We start from the raw sequence: 16,082 nt of genomic DNA, 5'->3' as shown, positions 1-16,082 counted from the left end.
TGGGTTTTAACCCATTTTTTATTTTTTATATGTTTTATCAATAAATTTTTGTGCATCTACCACAAAACGGCTATGAACACCTTTTCCAATAGATTTCCCATCTTGAAAAGCTTGTACTTCATAATCGATTTTACGACCATCCACATTTGTCATCTTTGCTTCAATTGTTATTGTAGCACCTAATGGACTAGCCATATCATGCGATACATTCATACTAATCCCAACACTTGTCTTTCCTTCTTCTAAATCAAGACATAAACAAGCAGCTTCTTCCATCCACGCAATCATTTGTGGTGTAGCTAACACATCTAATGAACCACTTTTCATTACAGATGCTAAATTTTGTTGTTCTACAACACGTTGAATTCGAATTGTCTTTAATTCCATGTTATTAATCCTCCTTTGTTATTTTAATCCATTGTTAAAATATTGACAATGGATTTCATTACTATGATAAAATAATATAAGAAATGATATGTTCATTTCTTAATAGAAAGTAGGTCAATATATGTATTCTAAACAAGAAGAAAACCTAATCCTCTATCAAAAGGCTAAACACAAAATAACTATGCGATTTATTATTTATTTCACTATTCTATGTATATATTTTTTATCAATGGCATATTTGTTTTCAAATATGGATTTTTTGAAAGTGAACGATTCTACTTTTCAATCGATGTTAGTAAAACTAAGCACTGGACAAATCTTTTTATATGGAATAACCTTCATTCTACTTTCCACAGGTAAAAAATGGTTCCGTATTCTTTATTGGATTGATATTCTTATTAGCTTTCTACTTATTTATTTTCCAATCCATTTACTATTATCCAACCTAAATAGTATTCTTCCATTCTTTATTCTTGTTGCTTTCATGCTACTTAAAGCAGTTGCTCTTTGCCAGGTTGGCGGATATTTAAAAAATAATCGTTGGTGTAAAATCTATTTTGACCATACTATTGAACTTGATGACGAAGATGATGATTGGGTAGAAAAACAAACTAAAAATGTAAATTACGAAAAAATCAAATCTAAATTTGAAAAAGAATTTGAAGATAATGATCAAGAAGAAGATGAAGAATATGTAACTGAAAAAGCACCTATGACTTTACCTCAATTATCCGTTCGTTTAGGCATTATCGTTTATGGAGAATTAATTTTATTCCCAATCTTGATTCAAATCTTTTCAAATCTTTTTGAAAGTATGGATATGCAAAAAGTTTTTGCGACAAAAGATATTTTTGTATTATGCATCTTTACCGCATTCATTTGGACAATTCCATTATTCTATATGTACTACAATCATAAATATACAAAGAAGATTATTGCCTGTTGTATGCTTGGTGAAATCATCCGCATTCTAGTTTATTTACCTACTTTTATGAAATACTATAATTCCCATGAATATTCCATTCGCGTATTTGTATTCTTTATTCTAATCGATTTCATTCGCTTACTGATTTTATTTGTATTTGCTATTCACGTTCTAAAATCTGAACAAGAATATGCACCAAGCCCCAGAAATTAACTTTCTGGGGCTTCTTTTACAATAATCGGTAATTCAACCGTGATTTTAGTTCCTATATCTTCTTTTGAAGTTAAATGAATATCACCCTTATAATAATAAACAACATGTTTTACAATCGATAATCCAAGTCCTGTTCCAGGTATCGTTTTAGAACGTTGTTTATCTACGCGATAGAAGCGTTGAAAAATTCGATCTTGATCTTTATTTGGAATTCCAATACCCGTATCCTCTACACTAAAATACATATTTTTTTGATTCTTTTTCAGCACAATATCAATACGTCCATTCACCTTATTATATTTGATCGCATTTGAAATCAAATTATAAAAGATACCTTTAATATGATCCATACTCGCAAATACTGTAAATTCTGTCGCATTCACATACACTTTTAGGTCCATTTTTTCAATTTGTGGTCTTAAAGTTTCTACAACTGAATCTAATAATTTCTTTACATGAATATGTGAATATGTCACTTGCATTTCTTCAGTTTCTAATTTAGAAATCGTTAAAATATCATTAATCAACTGTGTCATGTGATCACTTTCTTTTAATACACAATCCAAACACGTATCAATTTGATTACTATCTTGAATTGTATGTGAACGAATCAACTCCGTATATCCTCGAATCGAAGTCAATGGCGTTTTCAACTCATGACTGGCATTACTAAAAAATTCCTGACGAACCTTTTTTTCTTTTTCCAATCTTTCCAAATACTTTTTATTTTCTTTCGACATATTTGTCAGAGCATTTGTGATTTTATAAAGTTCTGGATAATTATATGTATTAAAAGTTAAAACATCTTCTGAAATGTTCGTTGAATTAATTGTATTTGTGATATCTTGAAATGGTTCAACAATTTCATCAGCCATTTTCTTTGATAAAATAAATACAACCATAAACGATACACATATACTAAAAATAAAAGGCGCTAATAAAATTGAAATAGATTGACTCAATCCATCAAAAGGCATGGCTAAACGAACAATTGTTTGATTATCATCTTCATAATCTGCCACATATAAATAAGATCTCTGCATGGTATTCGAATGACGAATACATGTACCAGTACCTTCTTCTAAAGCTTGTTTAACTTCTTCACGTTGTAAATGTTTTTCTCTGATCTTATCTTTGTAGTTATCATATAAAACTTTACCATTTCGCTTTATAATTGTGATACGAATATCTTCCGATTTAAATGTATCTCCTAAACGAGTCGTGTTTAAATCATCAATTTCTAGATTTTTTACAAGCTTCACTGTATTCATCAAATATTGCCTATCTTGTGAAATGGATGCTTTATACAAACTTACATAAAGTAAACCAAAGCCAAGAAGAAACGTGATTAAAAATGTAATCAAGAAAGAGCGAACAATTTTCTTATGCATCGTTATCTCCAGATACTAAACGATAGCCCACCTGTCTTACAGATTGAATCCAATGTGCATATTCATTGCCTAATTTTTTTCGTAATGAATTAATATGTACATCTAATGTTCTACTTTCGCCGATAAAATCATATCCCCATATTTGGTTGATCAACTCTTCACGAGAAACAGCTCGACCTTCATTTTTAGCTAAATATTTTAGAAGTTCAAATTCTTTATATGTTAATTCAACAGGCTCTTCACGAATCGTTACAATGCGTTTATCCAAATCTATACATAAACCGTGAATCTGAATCAAGCGTTCATCTTTTTTACTTCTACGAAGCAAAGAACGAATTCTTGCTGCGAGTTCTAAAACACTGAAAGGTTTTGTCAAATAGTCATCCGCCCCTAGATCTAATCCCATAATTTTATCTAATTCTTTATCTTTTGCACTTAAAATAATTACTGGTAAATCTTTTAAAGATGCTTTTGAACGAATAAACTTTAAAATATCATATCCATTCATACCTGGAAGCATTAAATCTAGAATAGCTAAATCAACTTTATTGTCTTGAAGATAATCATATGCATCTTTTCCATTCTCAAAATCAACTAACTCATAATTAAAACTAGCCAGTGTTAATTTTAATAACTGACGAATATTTTCATCATCTTCTACAATTAAAACTCTTTCCATATCATCAACCTCTTTTTTGTCATTTTATCACGATTGCAAATAAAAAAGGAGTAAAGTTTATTTAACATTACTCCTTAATCGTCTAATTTATTTTTTTAAAGATGGGTTCCAGTGTTCGTTTGGTTCTAATCCTAAGAAATCACAAACTGTAGCTGCAACATTTGACAATCCTAAATCTTCGCCTTGTTTTAATTCACATTCTGCATTATATACAATGAATGGAACTGGTGCTAATGTATGGCTAGTCTTGCTTTCATCATCCGCATTACCATGGTCTGCAGTTACTAATAAAATACCATTTACTTTATTTACAGATTCAATAACACGTGCAAGTTCTAAGTCTACAGATTCAACACCAATAATAGTTGCTGGTAAACTTCCAGTGTGACCTACCATATCACCATTTGGATAGTTTGTACGAATGAAATCATAGTTTCCACTTTCGATTGCTTCACACAATTTGTCAGTGATTTCAGCAGCCTTCATCCAAGGTCTTTGTTCAAATGGAACTACATCACTTGGAATTTCAACATAAGTTTCTAAAGACTCATCAAATTTTTCTGAACGGTTACCATTCCAGAAATAAGTAACGTGTCCATATTTTTGAGTTTCACTGATTGCATATTCACGAATACCATGTTTGCATAATTCTTCAGTCAATGTATATTTGATTTTTGGTGGTTCAGTCAAATAGTTCTTTGGAATTTGTAAGTCTGCATCATATTGTAACATACCTGCAAATTTAACATTTGGAACTTTAACACGATCAAATTTATCAAATGAAGCATCTCCATCAAATGCTAAAGAGATTTCTTGAGCACGGTCACCACGGAAGTTGAATAATACTACGCTATCACCATCATCGATAGTTCCTACTGGAGTGCCATCTTTTGCGATGACAAATCCTGGAAGATCTTGATCGACAACATTTAATTCTTTACGATAAGTTTCGATAGCTTCTGTAGTTGAAGCAAATTGTCTTCCTTCACCCATTACGTGAATCTTCCATCCACGTTCAACCATAGACCAGTCAGCTTCATAACGGTCCATTGTGATTTGCATACGTCCACCACCACTAGCAATGCATGCGTGGAAGTTGTCGTCATTTAATTCTGCCATAAATGATTCAATATCATTTACATATTCTAAAGCGGAAGTTGCAGGAACATCACGTCCATCAAGTAATGCATGAACACGAACTTCCTTAATACCTTCATTTTTAGATTCTTTAATCAAAGCCTTTAAGTGAGAAATATTAGAGTGTACGTTTCCATCACTTAAAAGACCGATGAAATGCATTTTGCTGTCTTTTGCATTTTCAGCTAAATCCTTCCAAGTTTTAGAATTGAAGATTTCTTTAGACTCAATATTTTCATTAACTAATTTAGCTCCTTGAGAGTAAATTTGTCCACAACCTAATGCGTTGTGTCCAACTTCTGAGTTACCCATATCTGAATCTGTAGGAAGTCCTACTGCAAGTCCATGAGCACGAAGTTGTGTATGTGGACATTCAGCCCACAATTTATCAAGTGTTGGTTTATTGGCTAATGCAACCGCATTGTTCTTCTTATCTTCACGAATACCAATACCGTCCATAACAACCAATATTACTGGTCTTTTTTCCATTGTATTTTTCCTCCATTAATCGATAATAATATAACACTAACTAGGCCTTTTTTCAATGAACTCGTCTCAACAAATGAAATTTTTCACAAAAAGAAAAAGCCGCTTAACGGCTTTGATATCGAGATAAAAATTGTTGTGTTCTTTCTTGTTGGGGATGCTCGAACAATTGTTCAGGAGTACCTTGTTCTGCAATGACACCTTTATCCATAAAAATAACACGATCACTTACTTCTCTTGCAAACTGCATTTCATGTGTAACGATCACCATCGTCAAACCTTCATTGGCTAGCTTTTTCATAACATCCAAAACATCACCAACCATTTCTGGGTCCAATGCACTAGTTGGCTCATCAAATAGTAACACTTCAGGATCCATGCATAGAGCACGAGCAATCGCAACACGTTGCTTTTGTCCACCAGAAAGTTTAGTACTAGGCTTATTCGCAAACTCTTTCATTCCTACTTCATCTAAGAATTTTAAAGCTGTAGTTTTTGCTTCTTCTTTCGATTTTTTTAAGACACGAATCTGACCTAACATGCAGTTTTCTAAAACAGTCAAATTATTGAATAAGTTAAAGCCTTGAAACACCATTCCGACCTTAGAACGATATTCATTGACATCCATTTGACCACTTAGAATGTCTTTACCATGATATAAAACATGGCCTCCATCCATTCTTTCTAATAAGTTTACACATCTTAACATTGTACTCTTACCAGATCCACTCGATCCAATAATCGTAACCACTTCTCCTTTATGAATATCGAAATCTACATCATTTAATACTTTAAGATTTCCAAAATGTTTCTGGAGATGTTGAATTTGAATAATTGTTTCCATAAATACCCTCCTAGCTACAGAAATCTTTCATACTGCTTTCGCTATCCATTCTTTTTTCAAGATAATTCAATAAGAATGAAGCAAGTGTTGTTAAAATTAAATATAAAATAGCTGAAACTAAAAATGTTTCCATAACACGATAGTTACTTCCTGCTACAGATGTTGTCTGAAAGTATAATTCTGTTACCGTAATAACATTCAACATTGAACTATCCTTGATATTTACAATCAATTGGTTTCCAATTGAAGGAAATGAATTCTTAATAGCTTGAGGAAATACAACATACATTAGAGTCTGCATCGTTGTCATACCTAAAGACATAGCGGCTTCATTTTGGCCTTTATCCACAGACTGAATTCCAGAACGAATAATTTCAGCCATATAAGCACCTGTATTGATTGAAATAATAATTAAACCTGCTGTAATCGGAGTCCATCCAATGACAGGTTTTCCTGCATAATAAATAAACATAGCTTGAACCATCATTGGTGTACCTCTAAATACCCAGATATACAAGCCAGTAATAATTCTTCCAATATTCTTTAAAACTTTAATCGCTGTTGAATCATATTCATTGATCTCAATCGCACGAATGCCGCCGACTAATAAGCCGACGACAAATCCTGCAAACGTACCAACGAATGCGAACAACAAAGTCATCTCAATTCCATATTGAAAAAGAGGTATGTTACGAACAAATATGTTCCAAGTCTTCGCAATATCAATACGCATAATTAATCCTCTGTTGGTTGATGTTCTACTGCATATTCCATCATTTCTTCACGTTCTTCATCTGTAATGCTATCTAATGCTTTTTGAACTTTTTTGAAGAATTTAGAATCACGAGAACCTTCTTTTAATGCGATTGAAACAGTTGTATCACAATCAAATCCATGTCCATCTGCGAATTGAACGATTGTTAAGTCTGGGTTAGCTTCTACTACACCTTTGGCAACAGCCATTTCAGCTGTAATTCCATCCACTTCATTTTGTTTTAAAGCCAAAATCATTTCAGGATAAGTAGCCTTTGGTGTTACGTGATTTACACCTTTGATTTGATCAATAACATCATCATAGTTTGTTGCTTTTTGACCAACAATGTTTTTACCTGTAAATTGTTGAATATCTGTATATCCAGCTTCTTCACTATCTTTACGAACGATCATAATCATTCCTTTTGAATCATAATATGGAGTTGTGAAGTCAGCTCCTTCTTCACGATCTTTATCTTTAGTCATACCAGCGATGATCGCATCAATTTCATCATTCTCTAAAGCTGGAATCAAACCATCCCATGCAGTTTTCTTAATGACTAATTTCTTTCCTAATTTTTTCGCAATCTTTTTAGCGACTTGCACATCATATCCATCCGCATAACCAGCTTTACCTAATTTTACAGAAGTATCTGTTTTTTCAGATGTTTGCCAGTTAAATGGAGCATATCCACATTCCATTCCAACGACAAATGTGTCCTTATCTTCTGATGTTGTAGCTGTGTTAGATGCACATCCTGTTAGTGCAAAAGTACATACCATGGCAGATGCCATTAATTTTTTAAAGTTCATATTTCTTTTTCTCCTTCTCTAATCGGCAAAGAATAGAAAAAAGCTATGCGGGCATACCACATAGCTAAAAAATATCTCATTAACTATAAGATAACGCCTCTTCCTGACGAAGGAGTGTTATAAGTATTCCTTATAACCCCAAGAAATGAAATTGCCATTTCATTTCTTTCGGCATTGGTTACCTTTCAAACACTTCACAGTTTGCCAACTCCATGTTTTACTCTGATGCAATGCTGCCTCTATCTTTACTCGATTTACTTTATAGTGCTTATTATACTCAACATATACATAGTGTCAAGAAAGAAATTACATTTTTTCATAAATTTGTAAATATTTTCACGGTTTCTTTAAGCTTCTTTTAAGTTTTTAGAACTATCCTATATACAGAAATAAACAGTAATCAACCCAATACATATAACCCTTTCCTAATAAAAAGCTGTTTATTTCATATATTCCTATTTCTTTGGTGAGTCACAATAATAGACTCACCCCTTTTTTTAACAAGAAAAAAGGATGTACATATGTACATCCTTAATCTAACGTAGCTGTATCCATTGCTTGTGACCAGTTATGAATTGGACCTGTCTTCATATTCTTAACACGCTTGTTATATAAGTTGAAATTCTGGTTTCCATATAATGCTAAATATGGCAATAAATCATTTTCCTTAATCATAACCTGTTTATAAAGCTCTGTTGATTTTGCTTCATCTGTTGTATACATTGCTTCATCCAATAATGAATCTAATTCACTATCTGATAGTCTTGCATAGTTATTCACATCCCCTGTTTTCAACATAGAATTTAAATCTGTATTAGCTACACCTGTAAAGCTCATCGCAAGACAACTCATTTCCCATTCACCCAATGCACTATCATCACTTGTTTTTGACAATAATGAATTGAATTCTAGAATTGTTTGTTTTAAATCAACACCAATATCTTTGTATGTCTTTTCAATCATAGGAATCAAAGTTTCCAATGAACTAGAACCTTCCGCAATCATGAAACGAATGCTTAATTTTTGACCATCTTTATAACGATAACCATCATCTGCCATTTCCCATCCAGCTTCATCTAAGATTTGATTTGCCTTATCTTCATTAAATTCATAAGTTTCAAGACCATCCAAAGCCTCTTCACCACGAATATAAGTGCCTAAATCTGCGCTTGCTGGATTCGCATATACAGCTGGTACAAAGGCTAGTTTTTCTTTTTTTGCTTCCTTACTTGCTTTTTCCCAAGAGAAGAAACTATCGACAAAGCCTTGACGATCCGTCGCATAAGCTAAGGCCTTACGTACGGCTGGATCGGCTGTAGGACCTTGTGCACAGTTAAAGTAAACATAGCCTTCTGTAGCACGTGGGTATGTATTAAATGTCAAATTATCATCTAAACTAACTTGTCCAATTTTAGTTGGATCTGCATTCTCAGGTAAATAATCCACATTTCCTTTTTTAAGTTCATTTAACTCAGTTGAAGTACTGCAAACTTTGATAATAACCTTATCAATTGAATATTCTCCTTTTTTAGCTTTAAAGTTCTCGTTTCTTACAAAGCTAGCGCCGGTTGCCTTTGAATATTTATTCAATTTATAAGCCCCACTACCAATCGGATTGGAAGTATCTTTTTCAATCTTTGATATGTGTCCCTTCTTGTACTTATATTGTGTATCCGAACAAATAGCACGAGTACCAAAAGTAGTTACCGCATCAATTCTTGGCTGTGTCATATGGAAAACAACCGTATAATCATCTGGTGTCTCAATTCCACTTAATTCTGTAGCATCTCCATCATGATATTCCTTATAACCTTCAATATTCTCTACATCACTCGAAAATCTTCCTGTATAGCTAGGATCTGCCAACACTGTAAATGTATATTTTACATCACTAGAAGTAAGCTTAGATCCATCGGAAAACTTAACACCTTTATTCAACTTAAAAGTAACCGTTTTTCCATCATCACTAATTGTAGGAAGCTCCTTAGCTAAAACTGGCTGTAATTCTTCGTTTTCATCATATTGAAGCATTGATTGATACATCAAGTTGATTGCATATGCATCGTATGCACTTTCATAATACAGTGGTGAAAATACACCATTCATCTGTGCAGTAATTCCAACGGTCAAAACATTATTCGAATTATCACCTGACGAAGATGAACATCCCACTAAGTTTGCAGCCATCATTGCTGCTAATCCTGACTTCATAATCTTATTGTTCATTCACATCACCCTCTTAATTTAAAATTATGATACATTTCTTTCATTTTCTTTGCAAGTTATTTTCAGTAAAATTTCGTTTATTTACAATTGATCAATTCATCAAACTCATCCACAAGCTTATCAAACTGACAAATCGCATCATGAATTGGTTGTGGACTTGTCATATCGACGCCTGCCATTTTTAATAAATCAATTGGAGACTTAGAACATCCACCCTTTAAGAAATTCAAATAATTCTCAATATCCTCTTGATTGCCTTTTAATAGCTTTTGCGAAATGGCCATGGAAGCACAAAAACTTGTCGCATATTGATACAAATAGAAATTCATATATAAGTGTGGGATTTTTGCCCACTCTAAATCAATTGGCGCATCTACAATCACATCTTCACCATAATAGAATGCATTTAAATCATGATTGATCTTATTCAACAATTCAGCACTCAACGTATTATTTTTAGCCACCTCCTCGTTGATCAACATTTCAAATTCTGCAAGCATAGCTTGTCGGTACATTGTTCCACGATATTGTTCCAATAGATAATTAATCAAATAAGCACGCTCTTTTTTATCCGTAGTTCTTTCCAATAAATAATGCATCAACAAAGCTTCATTACATGTACTTGCGACTTCAGCCACAAAAATCTTATAATCGCTATTAATAAAAGGCTGATGTTTAAAAGACATATAAGAATGCATCGCATGACCCATTTCATGTGCCAAAGTAAATTCACTTCTTAATGTATCTGTATGATTTAACAATACAAAAGGATGACATGGCACACCACAAGAATAGGCGCCTGAACGCTTTCCTTCATTTTCATATACGTCGATCCATCGTGAATTTAAACCTTTTTCATAAGCTTCTACGTACTCTTGTCCTAATAAAGCCACGGAAGCTAACGCTTCTTTTTTTGCCGTTTCAAAGGTGATTTTCTTATCAAATTCCTTAACTAAAGGAACATATAAATCATACATATTTAATTTATCTTTATTTAAAGCCTTTTTACGAACCTTCATATATTTATGCAAAGGTGCAATATCCTTATGTACCTGCTTAATCAAATTCTTATACACACTTGATGGAACTCCATTTTTATTTGTACTTGCCTCTAATGATGTTGGATATCCTCTTAAATCCGATTCATATTTCAACATCTTACATTGTGAATTCAATAAAGAAGCCATCGTATTTTGAACCTTACCATAAGCTGCATACATATTTTCGAAAGCCGACTTTCTTAAGGTCTCATCTGCACTTTCTAAATAATCCACATAACTTCCTGATGTCAATGGCATAACATTCCCCTTCGCATCTTTAACATCTTCAAATCTAGTATCCACATCATTCAAAATATAGAATGCTCTTTCACTACTAGAAAAAATATCTTGACACCCTGCCAACAATTCTTCTTTTTCCATAGACAAAGTATATGGCTTTAATCGATAAATATCTTGAATAAATCGTCTATATCTCTCTAATCCAGGTTCCTTTTCAAAGTATATTTCTATATCAGACAATTTTAAAAGCTCTACTTCAAAAAAAGCTTGCTGAGAATGAATCTCTGTAATTACTACGTTTGCCTTTCCCTTTAAATCTTGATAAAAAGCATTTGAACCATCTTGATCACTTAATAAAGATGTATAACAATCCAATGTATATAGTTTTTCATTTAATTCTTCATACCCTTTTAAATACGCATATAAGCTAGATGCATTTGTTAGATGATCTTTATATTTCAATAATTCTTTTGATTGCGTCTTTGCTTTCTCTAATTCTTTATAAAACACATCTAGATTTGGATAGATATCTTCTATTTTCCATGTATTTTCAATTAATTGTTCATTTCTTTTCATATGCACACCTCTTTTTTACATTTAGTGTAATCTCTTACATTCTAAAAGTCAAAAAAAGAAAAGAATAAATCTTTTCTCTTAATGCGTTTCTCCAGAAACTACTTTAATATCCGTATCACTCTCTAACATAGCTTCTACAGACAATTCAATGGCTTTGGCAATATCTTTTAAATTCATTCCCGGTGTTCCTGCTGGCTGATTCACTGTTTGTTCAGTCGCAAAAGGCACATGCATAAAGCCACCTTTTACATCTTTAAATTCTGTATGACAATAATGCAATACAGAGTACATCACATCGTTACAAACATAAGTACCTGCTGTATAACTAACACTTGCAGGAATTCCATTTTTCTTCATTTTTTCAACCATTCTAAATACAGGAAGCATTGTAAAATAAGCTTCTGGGCCATTTTCTACAACACTTGTCTGTAAAGGTTGATTGCCTTCATTATCGGCAATTCTCGCATTTCTAAAGTTAATACCCACCCATTCTGGTGTGACTTGACTTCTTCCTCCAGCTTGACCAATGCATAATACATAATCTGGTTGATTTTCTTGAATTGCTTCATAAACTGCATTCGGCCCTTTTTGAAATACCGTAGGGATTTCTTTCTTAATAATTTTTGCACCTCTAATTTCATCCGGCAATAATTTAACGGCTTCATAAGCTGGATTAATTTTTTCTCCTCCAAATGGATCAAAACCTGTAATTAATACTTTTTTCATAACATTTCATCTCCTATGACATCATGATCATCATGACAATTTGTACCACTAACATAACCACGGCAACAAGCACTTGTTTTTTAATGACACCATTTTTATCTTTCATCTCTAAAATTGCGACTGGCACCATATTAAAATTAGCTGCCATTGGCGTACATAGTGTACCACAATATCCACAAGTTAATGCTAAAGATCCAATCACCACTGGATCTGCTCCATATTTAAGGACAAAAGGTGCCCCAATCCCTACTGTCATCACGGTAATTGCCGCAAAAGCATTTCCCATAATCATTGTGAACACGGCCATACCAATCGCATAGACAATAATTCCAATTGTAACATTGCCTGCAGGAATAATATTGGATACTAAGCCAGAAATCACATCTCCAACACCTGCAGCTGTAAATACAGCACCTAAAGCAGCAAGTAACATTGGAAGCATGCTTAATGGTCCAACCACATCCATCATTCTACGACAATCTTTTAAGAAGACACTTGGTGTATTTGCTTTTGAATAAATACGCAAAATAACCATGGCTACGAATACACCAACACTCATTCCAACTAATGGTGAAATCTTAGTAAAGAATGCGGCTAATAGCGCAAATAATCCAATACATACAGCAGGAATAAATACTTTTGAACCAATCTTCTTGTTGTTTTGTTCCATCTCCTCAAGCGTAGGTTCAGGCTCATCACCTGGTGAAACTTTCTTTAGAATTGGAGGTAATACTAAGATGATCAACAAAATACCATCAACCAAGGCAGGTAACCATTTACCTAGCACAAACATAATTCCTAAATCAAACCAAAAAATAAATGAACCAACACTGTTGTTATTTTCTTTATCTCTTAGATTTTTAAAGGCAACGTAAATAGAAATCAATCCAATTAAACAATACATGACTTCTAATAGTTTTTCTGAAAGTGTAACATCCACACTTGTATAGAATTGAATTGGATTCATTACTTAGTCTCCTTTCTAGATAATTGCTTATCTTTAAGATAGTAATAAACGATCGCAACAGCTACGGCAATAATTGCCACTGGAATCTGTACTTTCATCAAATCGACTAATTCAACATCATATCCTAAACCAGCCAATGTAGATTGTACTAAAATCATTCCACTTGTTCCTACAAATAAACCTTGTCCAAAGAACCATGCGATATTTTCCATACCACTTGCCATTCCTTTTAAGTTTTCTTCATACTTTTCACTGATCTTTTTACCATTTTTCTTAGCTGCAGCAGTCGCCATAGGCAATACAATAGGACGGACAAATCCGGCTACGCCACCAAAGCTTACATTAAATGCCGCAAAGACTAGACGGAACACACCATAAATTGCAAGAACAACACCGGCTGATGCATTTTTAAATTTCTTCATTAAATTAGCTGCTGCTTGTTTTAAACCATTTCTTTCCAAAGTACCCGTAACAACCATGACCATCACAAATACACACATACTGCGGTTAGCAACAAAGCTTGATCCAAGTGTTTCCAAGAAAGTAACAGGATCCATACCTGCAACAAGTGCAGTCACAATAGCGGCAATCATAATAATCAAAATCGAATCCAATTTTAATACAAATCCGATTACAACAATTAGAATGCCTAATAATTTCAATAATTCCATAACCTTTCATTCTCTCTTTCATATTTCTTACAGAAATTTACATTCGAAATTATATCACACTCTTCCAGAAAAACAAAAAAAATGGATCAAACGATCCATTTACAATACTGATTTATAGACTCTTAATACATTCTTATAGAAGATTTTTTCTACTTCTTCTTGTGTAAGTCCTGCCTTATATAAAGCTTCTTCTAATAGATTCATCATAGAAGCATTTTCAATTTCTAAAGGACATGAAATACCATCAAAGTCAGTACCCAATCCTATGACATCAATTCCTGCTAAGTCTTTGATGTAAAGAATATGTTTGACCATATCGTCTACACAACTCTTGTGATCGTTTCGATCTACTAAGAAACTTCCACAGAAGTTAAGGCCCATAACACCACCACGTTTTGCCAATTGAAGAATCATATCATCACTCATATTACGGGCTACATTACATACACTTCTTGCGTTTGAGTGTGATGCCACAAACGGTTTTGTCGTATATTTTAATACATCATAGAAACCTGCATCATTTAAGTGAGAAACATCCACAATCATACCTAGTCTTTCCATTTCTTTTACAAATGAAATTCCAAACTCTGTCAGTCCTCTTTCTGTATCGACACTACGCTTATAATTAGGATGGTTTCCATTCATATCTTTCATTGAAAGATTTGGATAGCCAATACCATTCTCATAATTCCAAGTTAAGGCAATCATTCTTACACCCATGCGATAGTAGTTTCTTAGCATAGCTAAATCATTAAAACATACACCACCATCTTCTAAAGTTAATAAACTTGATAATTTTCCTTCTTTATCATTTTTTTCAATATCACTAAACTGATATACAGGTGCAATATAATCAGAATACTTATCCATTTGTGTACAATATTCATCATACAAACGCATTGTCTGTTGTTCAGGAATAGCTAGTTCTTTCTGATCTGTAAACAACGCAAAATTTTGTAATAAATAATTACCCTTCTTCATTTTTTCTAAATCAATTGACAAATCATTCGAATATAAACTTGCCTCTTTCCCTTTTAAATCACGACTCAATAATTCTAGAACCGTATCACAATGCATATCGACTACTCTCATCTTTACAACTCCTTTAACCATTCTATACAACCATCTTCATAACATGGAGGAACAATTTTATTTGCGACTTTTTTACAGGCTTCACAACCATTTTCAAGGGTTACGCCTAAACCAGACGCTTCTAATACAGGTGCATCGCTTGAACCATCACCTATGGAACTGACATCTTTCCAAGAAATTTCAAGACTTTTCAACAAACGATTCACACTATTTACCTTTTCACAATCCTTATGAATAATGTCAATCATCGTATCTGTACTATGCACAACTTTTACATTACAATTTAATTCAATATGATCTTTCATAGAATCATAAATCGAATCAATTCTCTCTTTTGAATCCGATATAGACACTTTCCACACAGAATCCTTTAAATATTTTTCCATGTGATTCGTCAAAATGTAATCCACATCACAATTGTGCATATCTAGTTCAAATCCACGTGTCATTTTATTTGCCACAAAATAATCAGGTTGACTATATCCAACACCTAAATTATGCTTTTGGGCATATTGCCAAATAAAAGAAACATCGTTATTTGATATGGAATACTCAAATATCGTTTTTTTCGTTTTCACATCAAAACAATGGGCTCCATTACAACTAATGACATATCCACCAAAGTTTTGCATCAAAATCTGCTTAGATAATGGATATACACCTTGAAAGCATCGAGCTGAATTTAATATAACTAAAATATTTTTCTTTTCAACCTCAATCAATGCCTCTTTAACGGCTTCCTTTACATAGATTCCACTACTTGGATTCATCAAAGATCCATCTAAATCGCAAACAATCGCCCTAATCATATAGCACTTCCTTCCACTTGTTTATAGTAATACGAAACGAAACAAAAAAAAAGACCCCGAAGGGTCTATTTAGCTAAAGTTCTTAGTGAAATACTACTTCTTGAATT

General features: G+C 33.1%; 15 protein-coding genes and 1 riboswitch. Of the genes, 1 reads left to right on the top strand and 14 read right to left on the bottom strand.

The genetic code is table 11. The features are described 5' to 3' along the window. Positions 1 to 18 precede the first annotated feature (18 nt). The gene (locus tag Q3907_RS08985) at positions 19 to 387 is read right to left on the bottom strand and encodes a thioesterase family protein (protein WP_295562969.1); all 369 of its coding nucleotides are present in this window, start codon (positions 385 to 387) and stop codon (positions 19 to 21) included. Between the two features lie 484 nt (positions 388 to 871). Here Q3907_RS08985 and Q3907_RS08980 point away from each other — a divergent pair, with 484 nt between their 5' ends. Beyond that, complete coding sequence (locus Q3907_RS08980; protein ID WP_301898035.1) at positions 872 to 1,525, top strand: hypothetical protein; 654 nt, start codon at positions 872 to 874, stop codon at positions 1,523 to 1,525. Here Q3907_RS08980 and Q3907_RS08975 read toward each other — a convergent pair. From Q3907_RS08975 to Q3907_RS08915, 13 genes are all read right to left on the bottom strand, one after another. After that, positions 1,522 to 2,916 carry an ATP-binding protein gene (locus Q3907_RS08975; RefSeq protein ID WP_301898034.1) on the bottom strand — a complete coding sequence of 465 codons (1,395 nt, stop codon included), beginning with the start codon at positions 2,914 to 2,916 and terminating at the stop codon, positions 1,522 to 1,524. The two genes, Q3907_RS08980 and Q3907_RS08975, sit on opposite strands and share 4 nt — an antisense overlap. After that, positions 2,909 to 3,595 (bottom strand): response regulator transcription factor, encoded by a 687-nt coding sequence (locus tag Q3907_RS08970; RefSeq protein ID WP_003865834.1) that lies wholly within the window; start codon positions 3,593 to 3,595, stop codon positions 2,909 to 2,911. Before Q3907_RS08970 ends, Q3907_RS08975 begins: the two co-directional genes overlap by 8 nt. Positions 3,596 to 3,682: 87 nt before the next feature. Beyond that, entirely contained in the window at positions 3,683 to 5,221 is a 1,539-nt protein-coding gene (gene gpmI, locus Q3907_RS08965; protein WP_270432184.1) for a 2,3-bisphosphoglycerate-independent phosphoglycerate mutase, read from the bottom strand. A 103-nt stretch (positions 5,222 to 5,324) separates the two neighbouring features. After that, positions 5,325 to 6,062 (bottom strand): amino acid ABC transporter ATP-binding protein, encoded by a 738-nt coding sequence (locus Q3907_RS08960; protein WP_301898033.1) that lies wholly within the window; start codon positions 6,060 to 6,062, stop codon positions 5,325 to 5,327. A 10-nt stretch (positions 6,063 to 6,072) separates the two neighbouring features. Continuing rightward, entirely contained in the window at positions 6,073 to 6,795 is a 723-nt protein-coding gene (locus Q3907_RS08955) for an amino acid ABC transporter permease (protein WP_301898032.1), read from the bottom strand. A gap of 2 nt (positions 6,796 to 6,797) precedes the next feature. Further along, a complete protein-coding gene (locus tag Q3907_RS08950; protein WP_270464703.1) occupies positions 6,798 to 7,628 on the bottom strand; it encodes a transporter substrate-binding domain-containing protein in 831 nt (276 codons plus the stop codon). A gap of 83 nt (positions 7,629 to 7,711) precedes the next feature. Beyond that, positions 7,712 to 7,878: riboswitch (Lysine riboswitch) on the bottom strand. 281 nt (positions 7,879 to 8,159) lie between these two features. Next, the gene (locus tag Q3907_RS08945; protein WP_301898031.1) at positions 8,160 to 9,854 is read right to left on the bottom strand and encodes an ABC transporter substrate-binding protein; all 1,695 of its coding nucleotides are present in this window, start codon (positions 9,852 to 9,854) and stop codon (positions 8,160 to 8,162) included. A gap of 77 nt (positions 9,855 to 9,931) precedes the next feature. Further along, entirely contained in the window at positions 9,932 to 11,710 is a 1,779-nt protein-coding gene (gene pepF / locus Q3907_RS08940) for an oligoendopeptidase F (RefSeq protein ID WP_301898030.1), read from the bottom strand. 78 nt (positions 11,711 to 11,788) lie between these two features. Further along, the gene (gene pcp, locus Q3907_RS08935; RefSeq protein WP_301898029.1) at positions 11,789 to 12,436 is read right to left on the bottom strand and encodes a pyroglutamyl-peptidase I; all 648 of its coding nucleotides are present in this window, start codon (positions 12,434 to 12,436) and stop codon (positions 11,789 to 11,791) included. Between the two features lie 13 nt (positions 12,437 to 12,449). Further along, a complete protein-coding gene (locus Q3907_RS08930) occupies positions 12,450 to 13,403 on the bottom strand; it encodes a DUF979 domain-containing protein (protein WP_301898028.1) in 954 nt (317 codons plus the stop codon). Further along, the gene (locus Q3907_RS08925) at positions 13,403 to 14,074 is read right to left on the bottom strand and encodes a DUF969 family protein (RefSeq protein WP_301898027.1); all 672 of its coding nucleotides are present in this window, start codon (positions 14,072 to 14,074) and stop codon (positions 13,403 to 13,405) included. Before Q3907_RS08925 ends, Q3907_RS08930 begins: the two co-directional genes overlap by 1 nt. Positions 14,075 to 14,173: 99 nt before the next feature. Beyond that, on the bottom strand, positions 14,174 to 15,166 hold the full coding sequence (locus Q3907_RS08920; protein WP_301898026.1) for a dipeptidase: 993 nt from the start codon (positions 15,164 to 15,166) through the stop codon (positions 14,174 to 14,176). A 2-nt stretch (positions 15,167 to 15,168) separates the two neighbouring features. Then, a complete protein-coding gene (locus Q3907_RS08915) occupies positions 15,169 to 15,975 on the bottom strand; it encodes a Cof-type HAD-IIB family hydrolase (protein ID WP_295644288.1) in 807 nt (268 codons plus the stop codon). Between the last annotated feature and the right edge of the window lie 107 nt (positions 15,976 to 16,082).

Origin of the sequence: uncultured Holdemanella sp. (assembly GCF_958348295.1) — a bacterium.
Lineage (GTDB): Bacteria > Bacillota_I > Bacilli_A > Erysipelotrichales > Erysipelotrichaceae > Holdemanella.
Note: the sequence above shows the minus strand (reverse complement) of the source record. Positions and strands in the feature narration are given on the sequence as shown.

Bases quoted from the DNA above. Each gene is read 5' to 3' on its own strand.
- Q3907_RS08955 (WP_301898032.1), bottom strand. From the start codon at position 6,795: ATGCGTATTGATATTGCGAAGACTTGGAACATATTTGTTCGTAACATA.
- Q3907_RS08920 (WP_301898026.1), bottom strand. From the start codon at position 15,166: ATGAGAGTAGTCGATATGCATTGTGATACGGTTCTAGAATTATTGAGT.
- pcp (WP_301898029.1), bottom strand. From the start codon at position 12,436: ATGAAAAAAGTATTAATTACAGGTTTTGATCCATTTGGAGGAGAAAAA.
- gpmI (WP_270432184.1), bottom strand. From the start codon at position 5,221: ATGGAAAAAAGACCAGTAATATTGGTTGTTATGGACGGTATTGGTATT.
- Q3907_RS08915 (WP_295644288.1), bottom strand. From the start codon at position 15,975: ATGATTAGGGCGATTGTTTGCGATTTAGATGGATCTTTGATGAATCCA.
- Q3907_RS08960 (WP_301898033.1), bottom strand. From the start codon at position 6,062: ATGGAAACAATTATTCAAATTCAACATCTCCAGAAACATTTTGGAAAT.
- pepF (WP_301898030.1), bottom strand. From the start codon at position 11,710: ATGAAAAGAAATGAACAATTAATTGAAAATACATGGAAAATAGAAGAT.
- Q3907_RS08950 (WP_270464703.1), bottom strand. From the start codon at position 7,628: ATGAACTTTAAAAAATTAATGGCATCTGCCATGGTATGTACTTTTGCA.
- Q3907_RS08985 (WP_295562969.1), bottom strand. From the start codon at position 387: ATGGAATTAAAGACAATTCGAATTCAACGTGTTGTAGAACAACAAAAT.
- Q3907_RS08975 (WP_301898034.1), bottom strand. From the start codon at position 2,916: ATGCATAAGAAAATTGTTCGCTCTTTCTTGATTACATTTTTAATCACG.
- Q3907_RS08930 (WP_301898028.1), bottom strand. From the start codon at position 13,403: ATGAATCCAATTCAATTCTATACAAGTGTGGATGTTACACTTTCAGAA.
- Q3907_RS08970 (WP_003865834.1), bottom strand. From the start codon at position 3,595: ATGGAAAGAGTTTTAATTGTAGAAGATGATGAAAATATTCGTCAGTTA.
- Q3907_RS08925 (WP_301898027.1), bottom strand. From the start codon at position 14,074: ATGGAATTATTGAAATTATTAGGCATTCTAATTGTTGTAATCGGATTT.
- Q3907_RS08945 (WP_301898031.1), bottom strand. From the start codon at position 9,854: ATGAACAATAAGATTATGAAGTCAGGATTAGCAGCAATGATGGCTGCA.
- Q3907_RS08980 (WP_301898035.1), top strand. From the start codon at position 872: ATGCTACTTAAAGCAGTTGCTCTTTGCCAGGTTGGCGGATATTTAAAA.